Raw genomic sequence first — 16,644 nt, forward strand, 5'->3', positions numbered from 1 at the left:
CGGTGGACTAGATGTGAACCGTCAAGAGGTTCTTTCTTGATTTGGTGAGTTTGGACATCGGAAAAGCGCCGCTGATACCTGCGTGAGGGCGGTGCCAGTTGTAGTGGTGCTGCCAGCTGGCCAACGCCTGCGTGCGCTGGTCGGAGTTGTGGTAGGTCCATCCATAGGCCCACTCGCGCAGCGCCGACTGGATGAAGCGCTCGGCTTTGCCGTTGGTCTGGGGCCGGTACGCGCGGGTGAACTTCTGCGTGATGCCCAGAGCAGTGCAGGCGGCGGCGAAGTCCTTGGACCGGAACGCCGAGCCGTTGTCGGTCAGCAAGCGGCGCACCGTGATGCCCAGGCTGGCGTAGTAGGCCACCGCATCACGCAGGAACTGCACTGCCTGCGGCGTCCTCTCGTCCGGGTGCATGGCCGTGAAGGCAATGCGCGCGTGGTCATCCACGGCCACGAACAGCATCTCCCAGCCGGCCCCGTCGACCGAGTCGCGGCGGTTGCCCGTAACGCGGTGGCTGGGTCGCTCGATGCGTCCGAGCTTCTTGGTGTCGATGTGCAGCAGGTCGCCTGGCTGGTCGTGCTCGTAGCGCACCACCGGCTCGACCGGATCCAGATCGCTGAGCTTGGACAACCCCGCGCGAGCCAGCACGCGGCTAACGGTGCTGGCGGAGACGCCCACGCTTAGGGCGATGCGCGCCTGGGTCATGCGGCGCCGGCGCAGCTCCACGATCAGCAGCGCCTTGGACGGATCGATGGCACGAGGCGAGTGGGCGGGCCGCGACGACGCGTCGGCCAGCGCTGCCTCGCCCCCGGCCAGGTAACGCCCAAGCCACTTGCGTGCGGTCACAGGCGTCACCCCGTGCTTAGCGGCCGCATCACTGGCCGACCAGCTCAGCTCGATCATCTGCTCAACCATCTCCAGGCGACGTGCGTACGTCAATCGGGCATGCTTATGGATGTTCATCCGGTTGGCTTCCTTGAGGATTGGGTGTTTGGCGACTTCCAGTCTCTCAAACCCAACCCGGATGAACACCGGATACAACCTATTGAAGCTTCACATCTGATATGGCCGCTCTCCGCAAGTCCTGTGCGTTTAGTTGATGCTTGAATGGCAATGGCCCGAGGGGATGCGACACGAAGCCTGCTGCGACGATGGATCAGACTGATATCCGTGGGTTGGGTACCACTGTGCATGGATCCGCCGTGGAAGCTGCCTCGCTCTAGTTTCGCGGGTTGCCAGGGCCTTCCGTCGTAGTGTGACTGAGGGTTCTTCCCGTCGGATGCCGTGTCGCATCGCCTCGGGCCACTACCGATCAAGCGCCGTTGCGTAATGGCGCAGCGGCTTGTGCCTGACGCGCTATCGCCCAGACGAATCCCGCCAGCTCGCGCGCGACTGCAACGCAGACCTTATTTATCTGCACGCCACGCGAGGACAACTGGGCAAACCGACTGCTGAGCCTCATCTGTGCCTTCCAGGCATGGTCGCGAATCGCAGCTGGCAGCTCCGCGCTGCGATTGCGCAGCGTCGTGCTCATGCGAGCCGCAAAGCGGTAGTTCCACGCTGCCTCCACGAGCAGCCGCCGAGCGTGGCCGTTTCCGGTCTTGGTGATGGAGCCGCGTCGCACGCTGTTGCCGCTTGAATGCTCCGACGGCACCAAGCCCAGATAGCCCATCAGGTCACGCGCGGTCTCGAAGCGCTCGAAATCTCCGATCTCGGCGATCAGGCCGATCGCCGTGACGCTGTCGACACCACGCAAGCTGCGCAGCGCCGCGACGACCGGCGCGAAGCACCAGCTCTGCACGATTTGCAGCAGTGCTGTCGTCAAGCGATCGACCCGCTGCTGAGCCGCTTCCACGGCCAGCAGGTATTCCGCCATGGCCAGTGTTTCGCCAGCATGGTCGAATCGCTGGTCGGCGATCCAGCGTTCATGGGTCTTGGTCCACGATGTCTTGCCGGGATAGCGCCGATCGTGGCGCAGCATGAACGACTTGAGCTGTTGGCGAGCCCGCAGCCTGGCCTGTACGGCGTCTTCCCGAGCTCGGCACAGATCCCGAATGCTCTCGTGCGCCTCGTCTGGAACCCAGATCGCTTTGAGTTCGCTAGCTCGCGACAGCTCCGCCAGTCGGCAGCAGTCACGTCGGTCGTTCTTGATCCGGTCGCCAGCACGCTGGGGGATCAACGAAGGCGCAACGATCTCGCACCGGTAGCCCCGGCGGCACAACTCCCGATACAAGCCGAAGCCGGTCGGGCCGGCCTCGTAGACGACGCGAATGTGCGATGGGTCGCCTGCCTGGGCCAGCAGCTTGGCTAACTGCCGAACGTCCGGTCCGAGAACACCGACGAATCTCGCCGGGGTTCGACCCGCCTCGCACGCCGCCACACTGATGCTGTCCTTGTGGACGTCCAGGCCGACAAAAAACTCGGTACGCTCTTCCATGGCTCGTCTCCTTCAGTTGCGTCTGGCTCGTCCAGCCGTATGTGGCTCGGCACACTTCGGTGAGTAACCCACGGATCTGGAGACGAGCCCTTGACGCTCTCACTGAGCGGCCATCATGTCTAGAGCGCTCGCGCGGTAGCCGCTCCGGCACCGCCATGGTCGCTCGTAGGGTTTCTGGCTCTGCCAAGTTGGAGGGCGAGGCGATCTGCCTCGCTCTTCGACAGGAGCCGAACCATGAGCTCATTGACGACCAACGTCTCCCCACTTCGCCAACGCATGATCGACGACATGCGCATGCGCAAGTTTGACGGCAAGACGCAGACCCACTACATCCGCGCCGTGCGCAGGCTCGCTGCCTTCCTCAGGCGCTCGCCGGACACCGCCACCGCCGAGGAGCTGCGGGCCTTCCAGCTCCACATGGTCGCCACCGGCACCGCCCCGCCGACCATCAACGCCACGCTCAGCGGCCTAAAGTCTTCTTCGATGTGACGCTGGGCCATGCCGAGCTGTTGGTGATGGTGCAGCCTGTGCATCAACCTCGCCCGCTGCCAGTGGTGCTTAGCTGCGACGAAGTCGCCCGGCTGATCGCCGCGGCGCCGAACTCGAAGTACCAGGCGGCGCTGTCGGTGGCCTATGGGGCCGGGCTGCGTGCCGCCGAGGTCTGCGCGCTGAAGGTCTCCGACATCGACAGCGAGCGCATGACGCTGCGCGTGGAGCAAGTAAGGGCCGCAAGGATCGCTATGCGCTGCTCTCGCCCGTGCTGCTGGAGCGGCTGCGCGCGTGGTGGCGGGCGGGGCATGCGCAGGGCAAGATGCTGCCCGGCGGCTGGCTGTTCCCGGGACTCAACCCCATGGACCCGCTGTCCACCCGGCAACTCAATCGAGCCATCCACCTGGCCGCCGATGCCGCCCACATCGACAAGCGCGTGTCGATGCATACGCTGCGGCACAGCTTTGCGACGCACCTGCTGGAACAGAAGGTCGACATCCGGGTGATCCAGGTGTTGCTGGGCCACAAGCGGCTGGAGACTACCGCGCTGTACACCCATGTCGCCACCGAGGTGCTGCGCGCCGTGATCAGCCCACTGGAGACGCTGCCGTCGCCATAGCGCGGTTGCCGTGGCGCACGCCGCCCTTGAAGTTGCCGACATCTTCCGCCTCCATAGATTGACCTGGCGCCAAGCTCAGCGCGGCCATCTGAGCCTGGGCCAGCTCAAGATCATGTCGGCCATCGCACAGTGCCGCAGCGCAGCGCTGGGTGGACACGTCTCGCGCTGCGATGGCTGCGGCACCGATCAGGTCAGGTACAACTCCTGCCGCAACCGGCATTGCCCGAAGTGCCAGGCCAGCGCAGCCCAACGGTGGCTCGAGGCCCGTAGCGCCGATCTGCTGCCGGTCGAGTATTACCACGTGGTGTTCACCCTGCCGGCGTCCATCGCCGAGATCGCCTATGCCAACAAGGCGGTCGTCTACGGCCTGCTGTTCGACATCGCGGCCAAGACCCTGCTGACCATCGGTGGCGACCCCAAGCAACTGGGCGCGCGGCTGGGCGTGACGCTGGTGCTGCACACCTGGGGCTCGGCGCTGACCCACCACCCGCACGTGCACGGCATCATGCCCGGCGGCGGTCTGGCACCTGACGGCGAGCACTGGATCGCGTGTCGACGAGGGTTCCTTCTGCCGGTGCGGGTGCTGTCACGCCTGTTCCGGCGGCGCTTTCTCGAAGCGTTGCAGCAGGCCCACCACGATGGCCGGCTGCAGTTCTTCGGCGAACACGCATTGCTGGCCGATGCCGAGACCTTCGCGCGCTGGCGCGTGCCGCTGCGCCAATGCGAGTGGGTGGTCTACGCCAAGCGTCCATTCGCCGGTCCCGAGGCGGTGCTGGCCTACCTGTCACGCTACACGCACCGTGTCGCCATCTCCAACAGCCGGCTCGTCTCGCTGGACCAGCGCGGCGTGACCTTCCGTTGGAAGGACTACCGCGTCAAGGGGCGCACCCGCTAGAAGACCATGACGCTCGACGCGGACGAGTTCATGCGCCGCTTCCTGCTGCATGTGCTGCCCTGCGGCTTCCATCGCATCCGGCACTACGGGCTGCTGGCCAACTGCAGTCGCAGCGCCAGCGTGGCATTGGTGCGTCAACTGCTGCATGTTCCGCCGCAGGCACCACCGCCCGACGCCTCCCCAGCCGATGCGCGACCGGCCTTCGTCTGCACGCACTGTGGTCACGTCATGATCGTCGTGCAGACCTTCCTGCGCGGCGAGCCGATTCGCGCGCCACCCGAACAGGCCGTGCCGCCATGAACCTCTCCGCCCTTCACGGCATCCACTCGTCGACGCCACGTGCTTCGGCATGGCCACTTTGTGCCGGGCGCTCAACGCCATCGGATTCTTGGCCTTGCCGACGCTCGTCGAGCACCATCTCATGCGGCATCGCGGCCGCGCGTCCCGTCGCAACGCGCCTGTGCGTCGATCAATGTCGGTATCGCGGCGCTGCCGCACGCCTGCAATCGCCATAGCTTCGAGCGACACCGCCACGTGCGCCGCGGTTTCCTCCCTCGAGGTTTGTTCAACACCTGCCCTCTATTCGGCGTCGTTCGCACCACCGGCATATCGCGCGGGCAGGTGTCGAACAGACCTAAACGGTTGCTGCCGGCCGCACTGGAGAGGCGACCTTACGTTGACGCCGCCAAGCCGACCTTCAGCCAAGCGGCGGTCGACGCCGTCAATGTCGGCAAACCGATGGACAGCGGCCATCTGCGCTGCCACCCTGTTGATCCGCGGCGAACGACCGGTCCCCGTTAGGCCGACAGACTCGACTCGACCCATTGCAGCCGTAGAACACAGCGGCAGGCAGCATCAACCGGATCGCGTCGCCGACGGAAGGATTCAGGCCCGGCTGCGCTTCGGGCCGTAGGCCTTCAGGTCGCCGCCGGCGGGCCTACCACCTCGCGCGGCCCCTGCAGCAGGAAGCGTCCGACCTTGCCGGCCCAGCCGCGCAGCTCCGAGATGTCGCGGGCCTTCTGCGTGCGCATCAGGGTTTCCAGCACGCGCGCGGCCATCGTCCAATCGGCGTGGCCGCGCTGACGGTAGGCCTCGATCACCTGCTCGAAGCCGTCGCGCGGATCGCGCCGGGCGAGGTCCGTCAGGATGCGTGCGCCCATCGCCGGCGCGCCGGTGCCGATAACAAGCAGGCCGATCACGAGCTGGTACGGCCCCGAGCGGGACTCGCCGCCGTCGGTGTTGCGGTCGGTGATGAAGCCCGCAAGCTGTGCGTCGGACATGCGTGCCTTTAGCAGCCGGTATGCGTTCACAAGCCGCTTCACGCGCCGCGGCGAAGGGCCGACGTAGGCGGCCAGGGCGCGCATGTAGTCGAGCTCGAGGGTCTCGATGTCGATGCGGCCCAGTCCCTCAAGCCCGGTCCCTGAGCCGGTGCGCACCCGCGGGATCGGAGCCTCGCCGTCCGGGCGATCCGGCCGCGCCATTGATTTCAGGAAGGCGGCGGCCCGCGAGGCCGTCATCGGCTCCAGCCAGAACGAGATCTGGAAGATCTTCTCCAGGTAGTCCTGCGGCGTCACCGGGGCACGGTCGTTCGCCGCATCCGCCTCGTCGGCGTGGTCGAGCCAGCGGTAGTGCGCCTTCAGCGAGGCCTCGATCCAGCGGGCGTCGACCGCGACGACCACGACGAACAGCTCGAAGGCCAACAGCATGTGAACCACCTGCAGCACGCGCACAACCTGCGCGGAGCTGCAGCGGTCCAGGTCGTCGATGTAGAGAATCACCCGGACCACCGGTCGCAGCGGTGCGGCGCTAGGGGCGGCGGGGGATGGCGCCGCACCGGCGGACTGGTCGCGCAGGATGCGGCTGAGCAGCTGCAGGTCGCCCCGGGCGGCGGAGATTGTCGTCAGTTCCTTCGCGTAGGTGGCGTCGTCCACGCGCGAGGCGGCCAGCGTCAGCATTTGCGCAGGCAGCGATGCCGTGGCGGCGTCGGACTGTGCAGCTTGCAACGCGCGCTCGGCGGCGGCGAGCGCATGGGCCGCGCGGGCGACGCCCGCCCGCGCCGTCTCCAGCGCGGCCTCTGCCCGCATGACGCCGCTGTCCTGCCCGACCTGCTGCTCGTAGCGCAGGGCCACCTCGGCGACGGCCTTCTCTACCCTGCCCGCCGCCGCCGAGGCGGCCCGCAGCCACAGCCCGATCGACGACAGCACCGCGACAACGGTCGACAGAGCCTGCTCGATGCCGGACAGGACGAAGCCCACCTGCTGCATCGCCCAGGCGGTCAGCGGCGGCAGCAGCAGCACCAGCGCGGCGAAGGCCAGCGTGCTTGGCGTGCCGAGCGAACCTAGCATCGGCGCGGCGCGGGTGCGGATCGCGGCAATGCGCTGCTGCAGGTCTTGCACGCCCCTCACAGTGCCGCCGATCTGGTCGAGCACGCCGCTATCCCGCACGACCTTCGAGTCTTTTGTGGCCTGGACGGTATCGGCCCAGGCCTTCGCCAGCGCCGTGCGAAGGTTGCGCTCGAGCGACTGTGCCTGCGCCTCGCTGGCCGACAGCGCCGCTGCCGTCGCATCGACGGATTGGCGCGCTTCCATCTCCCGGGCGCGGGCCTCGTCGACCGCGCGGCGCGCACCATCGACCGTCTTCGCCCGCAGCGCCAGCAACTGCTGGCCGATCGGCGCCCGGTCGTCTCCGATGAAGGCGCGCAGCTCACGCACGACGGTGTCGATCAGGCTGGAGACGAGCGCGTCTTCGGCGAAGTGCCAGGCGTTAAATTCGACGTGGACGACGTTGGCAACCCACGGGCTGACCAGGCCGTCGCGTGCCTGCGCAGTGGCGTCGTCGGCGCGCTGGTCGACCACCAGGCGCAGGCGCTTCAGGAAGGTCGTCTTGCCCGAGCCCCACGGCCCGAAGAGGCCGATCGACAGCGGCGGCTCTAGCGAGCGGGAGGCCAGTAGCGCGGCGAAGGAGTGCACGTCGGACCGGATGCCTAGCGGGTCGGTCTTCCAGGGTGCGTCGGTGCGGATGACCGCCTCGGGCTCGTCACTGTTCAAGTCCACCGGGCGACTGCTCGGCGGGGCGTCTTCCTCGCCCAGCGCGTCGCGCCAGATATCGGCGTTCTGGCCCGTCGCAGCTGCGCCGCCGATCAGCGTGCGGCGCAGCGCGGGGCCGTCAAGCCCGAGCTTTGCCAGGTCCGCATCGTTGTCGACCCGGCGCGAGACCAGCGCCGCCGCAAGCTGCAGCACGCCGACCCGCGGCGCGGCCGTGCCGCCGGCCAGGGCCAGCTCGCGCGCGGTCTCGAGCCCGTTGAGGACGCGAGGGCTGATGTTCAGCGCCTCAAAAGGTGCCGGCGCGGCCGGCTCGGGCGCCACGAGCGAAGCCGCGCGCTCGGCGAAGAACGTGGCGTGCACCGCCTCGATCGCTTGCCACAGCGGAGCGATCCCGGCGCGCACCTCGGGCTCGGTGCGGGCCTGCTCGGCCAGCGCGAAAAGAATGGTTTGCAGACGCAGCCACGGTTCGCGGCGGCGGGCGTGGTCGCGCGCCGCGCGCTCGAGTACCGCCATCGTCGGCTCGTCGCCGGGGAAGGCCAGCGCCTCGCCGCGCACCTCGGTGCGCTCGAATGACCCGACCGGCTTGGCCGGCGCGGCACGCTGGCTCGCGTCCTCCCACGACTCGGCCGTGTAGCGCGGCGCGATCCAGGCGAAGAAGGCCGGGCGCCAACCGTGCTCGTTGAAGCCCCAGTCGATCAACTGGCGGCGGTGCGCGGCCGGCGGGTTGACCACGTAGGTGGCCAGAATGTGGCGCACGCCGATGTCGGCGGCGCCGACGCGGTTGGCCCATGCCTCCGCCGTTTCCAGCACCGCCCGCGCTGAGGTCGTCAGCAACTGCTTGTCGCTCGACAGGCGGATCGTCTGCGGCCGGCCGGCGTTTCCGTTGGGCACGGGCGAGTCGGGCGCGAGGTGCTTCTCCGCCTTCACCTTGACCAGGTCGGGACCGAGGTTGGCCGATTCGCGCGCGAACCAGCGGCTTGTCTCGTCCTCGCCGTGGAGCAAGGCGAGCGCGACCGTGGAGAAGGTGATGGGCGGCTCGCTCCGATCTTCCGTCGCCGCGCCGATTGCGTAGGCGTGCTCGTAGATCCGCAGCGCCTCTTGGTCAAGCGCCAGCGAGCGAGCGGGCGCAAATTCCGCCAGCCAGTCGCCGGGGGTGGACGCGGACGATACCTGCATGGACGCTCCTCGCGCACGCCGCCTGCCGCAGCGCGCGGCGCGGCAGGTGTCTTCGCCACGTTACGGCGCCAGCCGGGCGCCTGTCAACGCTGCGCCGCGCACCACGAAGGGTTCTCCTCCACAAGGCGGTGGAGGGCCGGCGGCCGACGCGGGTGTCACGGACTCACTGTCTTCCAGAGCCCCTCGCTAAACAGCCACAGCGTGAACACGCCAACGTCGATCTCGGAGGTGAACAAGCCCCAGAAGACGCCGGTGTGCGGCCAGTCCAGCAGTAGCGCGAACGCCCAGGACAGCGGGATCCCGATGAGCCAGAAGAACATCAGGTGGATTTAGGTCGGCGCGTGCACACGAGTTCCACCACTGTGTTGCAGTCAGAGCCGAAGCAGGCTGATGTTGGTCGTGAACGGGGCAATATCTGCGTGCCCGACCCGTGAAAGCGCAGGGAGCCGACGCTGGCCAGCGGCAGTGCTTGGCCGAGCCGAGCCAACGAGTCGCGCAGGTCAGTTGCCGCAAGGCTGCCGCTCGCAGACTTGACCGGCCAAGAACTCCGAGCTGATCCTGAAGGATCGCACATGGCCGAGTCGCGCCAACCAAAAATCCGAACGGGGCGCCGGGATGCTGTCGTCCAGGCCCTCGCCGCAGCCGAAGTTTGGCGCGCGAGATGTCCGGCAGCGCATGCCCGACCGCGTGATTTCCGCTGAACGTTGGGAGTGGCGGCGATGCGGCCCCAACAGTCAGCGGGCCCATGAACGTTGCTTGTCCAGCGCATCGCCGCCCGTGGCCGGCTCCCCACGACCCACTGCTGTCCTAGCGGCCACATGATTCCGGGCTTGGTAGCGGTCGTTCAGCGATTGCGTACAGCCACGCTGTTAGTTTCGGTTCCAGCGCAAGATTGGGAACTGAATTCTGCGTGCAGGAGTTGCAGACCATGGACGAGCGCCCAAACCTGACGCCGTGCTTTGTCTGGCGTGAGATGGGCAAGACAGAACAGCTCGCCGCATGCGTCGCAAGGCGAGCGGGAGAAGGCGTTCCCAGAGCGCCGTGACACGACCGCCTCGCAGCGTTATAAAAAGCTGGTTGCGACTAAAAAGTCTGCGGCCGACTCAGCACGGGCAGGGTCTACCGAACCATCATTGCCTCCCACGTCTTCCACTTCGAAGCCAGACGCCGCTCCGGACCCGCGCCGGCCCGGTGCGCTCGGACAACCATCTGGCCGGCATTGCGGCTGCCTCGGCGCAGGAGCGCAAGGCGGCGCCGCGGGTGCTGCCCGAATTGCCCCTGCGGCAATTCCTGAACTGGACAGGCGGCGACTGCGCCCCGCGCAGCAGATAGTGCAGCTGTCGAAGGGAGCGGATGTGCGCTACGCGGTGAACGTCACGCTGCGACGCCTACTCAGACGGTAAAAGCCACTGATTCCGTTTGGATGCTGACATTCTCGGGCAGCCTTGAGCGGTCCCGTCGGTATGGGGCAGCGGCTCATCGGACTTGATGAGGCGCCAGGTCGCCGCTTGATCTATGTTGCACGGCGCAAGGCAAGCCACAACACAGGGAGAAGACGATGCCGACGACGCCGACCTTCCAGCGCCTGGACCTAGCCCAGTTCGAAGCACTCCTGCAGCGCTTTCCATTCACCCGCAAGATCAATGCGGTCCACATGCATCACACTTGGCGGCCGCGGCGTGCGGACTTCCGCGGCCACGCCACCATCGTAGGCATGTGGCGTTATCACACGCAGACCAACGGCTGGAGCGACATTGCCCAGCACATCACCATCGCGCCGGACGGAGGCATCTGGCTGGGCCGGAACTGGAACCTGCCGCCGGCCAGCGCCTCCGGCCACAACGGCAACAGCGTGGCGGGGCCCTTCATGTTCGAGATGGTCGGCGACTTCGACACCGGGCAGGACCTCTTCGACGGCGCGCAACGGGAGGCTGCGCTGCGCGTGGTGGCCCTGGTCCAGCAACGCTTTGGTCTGCTGCCTGCCACGCTGCGCTTCCACAACATGATGTCCGCCAAGAGCTGCCCCGGCTCCTCGATCAACTACGCGGCGACCGTAGACGCCGTCGCCGAGCTACACCAGGCGCTAGCCGCCGCCGCGGGTGGAGGCCAGCGCGCTTCCGGCGAGTGCTCCGCCTTCCCAGACGAAGACGATCTGTTGATGCAGCAGGCCGTCCGCGCCCTCACCCGCATCACTGACAACAGCGGGGAGCGCGGGGACGTCGAGCACGACCACAGCAAAGACGAGGAGCATGCCCACGCGTCCGCCGCCGGTGTGGGGGCCGCCTCGCGCGGCGGCTCCAGCCTGGATGCGGCAACGCTCGCCGCGCTGCGGCCGCACCTGGTCAACCTGCGCTCGGGCCTGTTCTCGACTGACGGCGAATTCAGTTCGTCTCCTGCCGACGTGGATGCCATCTTCGAGCAGCACCTGCCCCGTGCCCTGGAGGCGCATGCGGGCGGTCGCCGGCTCCAGCTGCTGTTCTTCGCGCATGGCGGCCTGGTGTCGGAAGCGAGCGCCCTGCGCAGTGCCCACCAGCACATCGGCTGGTGGCGCAAGAACGGCATTTACCCGATCTATTTCATCTGGGAAACCGGCTTCTTCGAAACCATTGGCCAACTGCTGGAGCGCGCCTTCGGCGGCGCCCGCGGCGGGCGCGACCTGGCCGATATCACCAGCGACCCGCTGATCGAGATTGCCGCCCGCGTGCTGCAAGGCCCGCGCATCTGGGGCGGCATGAAATGGGCGGCCGAGCGCGCGGCTCAGTCCGGGGGCGCGTCGGCCTACGTGGCCGAACAGCTAGCCGCCTTCTGCAACGCGCATGCCGGCCGGGTGGACCTACATGCGGTCGGCCACAGCGCCGGCTCAATCTTCCACGCCCACTTCCTGCCGGTCACGCAGGCCAAAGGTGCACCGGTGTTCAGGACCCTGCACTTCCTGGCCCCCGCCATCCGCATGGACACGTTCAAGGACAAGCTGCTGCCCGGCCTGACCCAGGGCCAGATCGCGGCCCACGTGAGCGTGTTCACGATGCAGCGCGACTTCGAGCGTGATGACGATTGCGCGGGCATCTACCGCAAGTCCCTGCTCTACCTGGTCCACCACGCGCTGGAGAACGAGCGCCGCACGCCGATCCTTGGCCTAGAGGACAGCCTGCGCGCGGACGCCGAGACCCGGCGCTTCTTCGGCCTGGCCGGCGGCACGGGCCGGGGCGAGGTGATCTGGTCCGTCACTGACGAAGACAGCGGCAGGTCGGCCAGCCAGTCCACCACGCACGGCGGCTTCGACGAGGACGCGCCGACGATGAACAGCATCGCCCGCCGCGTCCTGGACCTCAAGGACGCTGACCCGATCGTGGACTTCCCCGCCGGCTCCCGGGCCGTGCCGCGCCCGTGGACCGAGGAGATCGACTGGCCGGACGATCTGCCGTCCCTTTGGAATCGCCCGCCACCGGCCTCGCCTTCGGCTCCGTGGTCCGCGCCGCCGGCTTGGCCGCAGACGTCCTCGTCCCCGCCCGCCGCATCGCCCGGGTCGCCGGCGGCATCCGGCGGCCGCCGGATCGCCCTGTGCATGGGCGTGGACGCGTACCCGAACCCGCAGCACCGCCTCACCGGCTGCGTCAACGACGCCAGAACGTGGGCCAGCACGCTTTCCGTGCTGGGCTTCCAGGTGCGCCTGCTGCTGGACGGGCAGGTAACCCGAGCGGCCATGGACGCCGCGCTGCGTCAGCTCGTGCGCGACAGCCGCGCCGGAGACGTAATCGTGGTGCAGTACGCCGGCCACGGCACCCACGTCAACGACCTCGACGGCGACGAGACCGACGGCCAGGACGAAGCGCTGTGCCCGGTCGATTTCGCCGGCGGCGCTCTGTACCTAGACGATGACCTCGCTGAGGTCATCGCGCCCCTACCCGACGATGTCAACCTCACCTTTTTCATGGACTGCTGCCACTCCGGCACCAACACCCGCTTCGCCGTGGGCCTGGCCCCGGGAGCCACCAGCGTGCCGCCGGGCGCCAAGGCGCGCTTCGTCGTGCCCACGCCGGAGTTGCAGGCCGCGCATGCGCGCTTTCGCGGCAGCCGCGGTGCCACCCGCCCGGGCGGGCAGGCGCTCATGCGCCACATCAAGTTCGCCGCCTGCCGGGACGATGAGGTCGCGCTGGAAAGCGGCGGCAACGGCGAATTCACCCGCCGGGCCGCCCCCTGCTGGCGCGCAGCCGCCAGGGCCTCACCCACGAAGCCTTCCTGAAGGCGGTGCTCGCGGCCTTCGGCAGTGCACCAAAGCAGAACCCGCTGCTGGACTGCGCCCAGGGTTGGCGCAGCCAGGCGCTCCTGCAGCCGCTCGGGCGCTCGGCGCGCGCGCCGGACGTGGCCGGTGAGGCGCAGGGCGTGGACGGCTGCTGCGGCCTCGTGCCCACCGTCCAAACCTTGGCGGAAAGCGTGCTGACGCTCAGCAAGAAGCTGTCGCGGTGAGCGGCGCCGGCTTCAGCACGACGGAGGCCGTGGCCGCCGACGCGGCGAGCCGCGGCGAGTTCTCCGCAAACGGCGGCCCTGAGCCTGGGCCGGCCGCGTCCGGCGGAGCCTTCTTGCTCGGCGACAGCATCGTCTGCGCCGGCGCCCAGCCACACGAGCGCCAGCCCCAGGAGCCCGTCTACCGGCCGCTGCGCATCTATACGGTGGACCCGTCCCAGCGACGGCTGGAAGGCGCGGTCGCCACCGTCAACGTCGCCTACGAGCCGCTGGCGCAAGGCCCGGTGGGCGCCTTACTGGAAGTGGTGGACATCGATGCCGTCACCGGCCGCCCCCACCGTAAGGCCGATCTTGAGGACCCCTTCGTGCTGATCGCCGACGGCTACGAGCCCTCCCCATCGGACCCGCGCTTCCACCAGCAGATGGTCTATGCCGTCTGCAGCAATGTCTACTCGGCCTTTCGCACCGCGCTGGGCCGCACGCCGAGCTGGGGCTTCGGCCGCGACCGGGATAGCCGGCTGGTGATTCGCCCGCACCATGCGCTTGAACCTAACGCCTACTACACACGGGTGGGCGACCACGGGGAGCTGCGCTTCGGCTTTTACCCGGCGAACGACAAGCCCACCGATGGCTCCATGCCCGGCGGTTTCGTGTTCACCTGCCTGTCGCACGACGTCGTCGTCCACGAGATGACACACGCCCTGCTGGACGGCATGCGCGCCCACTTCATGGTGCCCACCAACCCCGACGTGATCGCCTTCCACGAGGCCTTCGCCGACATGGTCGCGGTGTTCCAGCATTTCAGCTACCCGGAGGTGGTGCGCACGGCCATCCGCCAGTGCCGCGGCGCCCTCGACCAATCCGCCCTGCTTGGTGACGTGGCGCGCCAGTTCGGCCACACCACCGGCCGTAATGGCCCGCTACGCAGCGCGCTGGACCCCGGCGCGGCGCGCCAGTACCGCGCCGAGCTGGAGCCGCACGAACTGGGTGGTGTGCTGGTCAGCGCCGTGTTCGAAGCCTTCACCACGGTCTTCGCCCGCAAGACGCAGGCCCTCGTGCGCCTGGCCACCGGCGGCACCGGCGAGCTGCCGCCGGGCGAGCTGCCCCACGACCTCCAGCAGCTGCTCGCTGCGCGGGCCAGCAAGCTCGCCAGCCAGTTCCTCTCCATCTGCATCCGCGCCGTCGACTACTGTCCGCCCACCGGCATCATGTTCGGCGATTACCTGCGCGCCCTGATCACCGCCGATCGCGACTTGGTGCCCGACGATCCGTGGGACTACCGCGGTGCCCTCGTCGATGCCTTCTGGCGGCGCAGCATCTACCCGCGCACCGTGCCCCATCTGTCCCAGGACGCGCTGCTGTGGCGGTCCCCACGCATCGAGCTGCCGCCGGTGGAAGGCCTGGACTTCGCGACCCTGAGGTTCCGCGGTGACCCGGGACGCGCCGCCGACGGCTCGGAGCTCCGCCGCCAGGCCCGCGCCCTTGGAGCCTTTGTCACCCAGCCCGCCTACCTGGAAGAGTTCGGCCTCGTGGCCCCGGACGACCCGCGCTTGCGCAAGGGCGACCGCATGGACCCGCCCACCGTGCAGTCCATCCGCTCGGTGCGCCGCGCGGGGCCGAATGGCCAGGTGGTGTTTGACCTGGTCGCCGAGGTAACGCAGGCCATGCATGTCATGCCCAGCCCGGACGGACCCGGCTTCACGCACCACGGCGGCAGCACCGTCATCCTCTCGCCCATGGGCGACGTGCGCTTCATCGTCCTCAAAAGCGTGCTCGGCGACGGACGCATTGCCCGCCGCCGCGAGTTCCTGGGCAGCACCTTGGGCCGACGCTTCTGGCAGATGCAGGGCGCGCTGCTGGTGCCAGTGCGAGACCTGTTTCATTTGACGCATGCGTCGTGTGATGGCGTCGGCCGGGGACACCGCTGAGGTCCGCACACTCCTTGTGAGCCGCGCACAACTCCATAGTGATGAACTCCCGCAAGCCTGCGCTGGCGAACGACGGTTGATGGCCGAGAGCGCGCCATCAACGTCAACTTTGCGCACGCCTGCCTGAGGGTAAGGAGGCGCTGCCGATCCGTGGCACTCCTGGCAGCAGACTATCGCTGCACCGCATCGGGTCATCGCCCCCGTCGAACGCATCCCTTCAAGCTGACTGCAGTGCTGCCCTCCTCTGCAAGCGAAGGCTGTGCCCGCAAAGCGGACGGCCAACGCACCGTTTGGAACGAGGCTGTGCGCGCGCAGTTGATGCGAAGGATGGCCCCCCGGCGTGACTGACACGGCCGTCGTCACCGGCTGGAGACGCAAGGCGATTGCTCGACAAGAAAATGGACTCTCGCCCTACGCCCTCATCGCCTCGATTAGTGCCCGGTCCAGAGAATCTTGACGACCCGCTTCAAGTGGTAGACCAAGACCTGCAGGCTCATGTCAGTGTCGAACCGCGGAAGCGTCTTGGTCAGAAAGTGATTCGTCCCCATCCAGAATTTGAGCTTCCCAAAGACATGCGCGACGGTCTGCCGGCGCAGCCTCATCGCCTCCGGCGCGCCTCCAAGCCGCCCTTGAACGACCTCCAGCATGTCTTCATGCTCCCACCGTGGGAGGCGCCGTTTCCATACCTTCGTGCATGCGGGTTCAGGGCTTCAGCTGGCATTGGGGGCAGTCCGACGACCAATACTTGTGCTGGATCTTGCGGCTTTGTCGGCTGTGAAGCGATAAATGGCAGTGCTGCTCGCCGGGCAGCGGTACTCGTCCGCCTCAGCGTCGTAGACGAAGTCGCGCTTGTCGAAGATGTCGGCGCAGCGTTGTTCGACGTCATGGGCTTGGGGACCACCGCAGCAACACCCGCTCGCTCGCACTTCAGCATTTCGTAGCCTTCGTAGTACCCGCGATCTGCCAGCGCGATGAGTCCGTCTTCGGCGGTTGCCTCCTTGGCAAGCTCGGCCATGTGCGCCAGTTGGTTGCGATCGTGACCGACGTTGGTGACCTTGTGAGCCACGACCAGGTAGTGCTTGGCGCCGACCACCGTCTGCAAGTTGTAGCCAACGAGGCCCGTGCCGCGGCCGCCGGTGGCCGTCGACCGCGCATCACGATCGGTCAGGGAGATCTGTCCGTCGTCGGCAGCCTTGAACTGTTCACCGATGTCGTTCAGAGCCTAAATCTGTTGCTTGATCTTGGTGATCTTGTCTGAGGTTGCCCACGGCCTTCGGAGTCCATAGCTCAAGCCCGGACAACGCCGGGACGGAGCAAAGAGATGAACGAATCATGATCGCAGCAAATACACACTCGAGTTCGTGCGGGAAGCGGTGCGGCAGGTGAAGGCGGGCCGCGCTGCGGCAGTGGTGGCCAGGACCTTAGGTTTTCCCGAGGCCAGCTTGTCGAACTGGGTGAGGGCCGAAGGCAAGGGACAACTGGGGTTGACCGCCGAAGGCAAGCCGGCGCCGAAGGTCACTGCCGAGCAGGCGGCAATCGCCAGGCTGAGGGCGGAAGTGGGAGGTTGCCCCTGAAGATCGGGATGCATAACTCGATC

The 16,644-nt window shown here is 67.7% G+C and carries 10 protein-coding genes and 2 pseudogenes; 7 read left to right on the forward strand and 5 right to left on the reverse strand.

Annotated elements, in window-relative coordinates; translation table 11 throughout:
* Positions 1-7: 7 nt before the first annotated feature.
* Both LRS14_RS24200 and LRS14_RS24205 read right to left on the reverse strand, forming a co-directional pair.
* On the reverse strand, positions 8-958 hold the full coding sequence (locus LRS14_RS24200) for an IS481 family transposase (protein ID WP_257802219.1): 951 nt from the start codon (positions 956-958) through the stop codon (positions 8-10).
* Positions 959-1,307: 349 nt separating this feature from the next.
* The gene (locus LRS14_RS24205; RefSeq protein WP_257801413.1) at positions 1,308-2,432 is read right to left on the reverse strand and encodes an IS110 family transposase; all 1,125 of its coding nucleotides are present in this window, start codon (positions 2,430-2,432) and stop codon (positions 1,308-1,310) included.
* A 234-nt stretch (positions 2,433-2,666) separates the two neighbouring features.
* Between LRS14_RS24205 and LRS14_RS24210 the strand changes: the two are divergent.
* Both LRS14_RS24210 and LRS14_RS24215 read left to right on the forward strand, forming a co-directional pair.
* A pseudogene (locus tag LRS14_RS24210) lies at positions 2,667-3,540 on the forward strand (tyrosine-type recombinase/integrase).
* A 10-nt stretch (positions 3,541-3,550) separates the two neighbouring features.
* Positions 3,551-4,735: pseudogene (locus tag LRS14_RS24215) on the forward strand (IS91 family transposase).
* Positions 4,736-5,352: 617 nt separating this feature from the next.
* On the opposite strand, the gene LRS14_RS24220 reads toward LRS14_RS24215, so the two are convergent.
* Both LRS14_RS24220 and LRS14_RS24225 read right to left on the reverse strand, forming a co-directional pair.
* A complete protein-coding gene (locus LRS14_RS24220; RefSeq protein ID WP_257801434.1) occupies positions 5,353-8,655 on the reverse strand; it encodes a KAP family NTPase in 3,303 nt (1,100 codons plus the stop codon).
* A gap of 155 nt (positions 8,656-8,810) precedes the next feature.
* Positions 8,811-8,975, reverse strand: coding sequence for a hypothetical protein (locus LRS14_RS24225; protein WP_257801435.1), 165 nt, complete (start codon positions 8,973-8,975; stop codon positions 8,811-8,813).
* Positions 8,976-10,213: 1,238 nt separating this feature from the next.
* Here LRS14_RS24225 and LRS14_RS24230 point away from each other — a divergent pair.
* Genes LRS14_RS24230 through LRS14_RS24240 form a run of 3 tightly spaced genes read left to right on the forward strand, consistent with a single transcriptional unit; the run spans position 10,214 to position 15,047 of the window.
* On the forward strand, positions 10,214-12,898 hold the full coding sequence (locus tag LRS14_RS24230) for a caspase family protein (protein WP_257801436.1): 2,685 nt from the start codon (positions 10,214-10,216) through the stop codon (positions 12,896-12,898).
* A 5-nt stretch (positions 12,899-12,903) separates the two neighbouring features.
* Positions 12,904-13,122, forward strand: coding sequence for a hypothetical protein (locus LRS14_RS24235; RefSeq protein WP_257801437.1), 219 nt, complete (start codon positions 12,904-12,906; stop codon positions 13,120-13,122).
* Positions 13,119-15,047 (forward strand): hypothetical protein, encoded by a 1,929-nt coding sequence (locus LRS14_RS24240; RefSeq protein WP_257801438.1) that lies wholly within the window; start codon positions 13,119-13,121, stop codon positions 15,045-15,047. Before LRS14_RS24235 ends, LRS14_RS24240 begins: the two co-directional genes overlap by 4 nt.
* A gap of 431 nt (positions 15,048-15,478) precedes the next feature.
* Here the strand turns inward: LRS14_RS24240 and LRS14_RS24245 are convergent, their stop codons facing one another.
* A complete protein-coding gene (locus tag LRS14_RS24245) occupies positions 15,479-15,694 on the reverse strand; it encodes a hypothetical protein (RefSeq protein WP_257801439.1) in 216 nt (71 codons plus the stop codon).
* 368 nt (positions 15,695-16,062) lie between these two features.
* Between LRS14_RS24245 and LRS14_RS24250 the strand changes: the two genes are divergently transcribed.
* Both LRS14_RS24250 and LRS14_RS30800 read left to right on the forward strand, forming a co-directional pair.
* Positions 16,063-16,305, forward strand: a complete 243-nt coding sequence (locus tag LRS14_RS24250; RefSeq protein WP_257801440.1) for a hypothetical protein — start codon at positions 16,063-16,065, stop codon at positions 16,303-16,305.
* A gap of 124 nt (positions 16,306-16,429) precedes the next feature.
* Positions 16,430-16,621, forward strand: coding sequence for a transposase (locus LRS14_RS30800; RefSeq protein ID WP_404977623.1), 192 nt, complete (start codon positions 16,430-16,432; stop codon positions 16,619-16,621).
* The last annotated feature ends 23 nt before the right edge of the window (positions 16,622-16,644 follow it).

The sequence above is a fragment of the Aquincola sp. J276 genome, assembly GCF_024700035.1.
Lineage (GTDB): Bacteria > Pseudomonadota > Gammaproteobacteria > Burkholderiales > Burkholderiaceae_C > Aquincola > Aquincola tertiaricarbonis.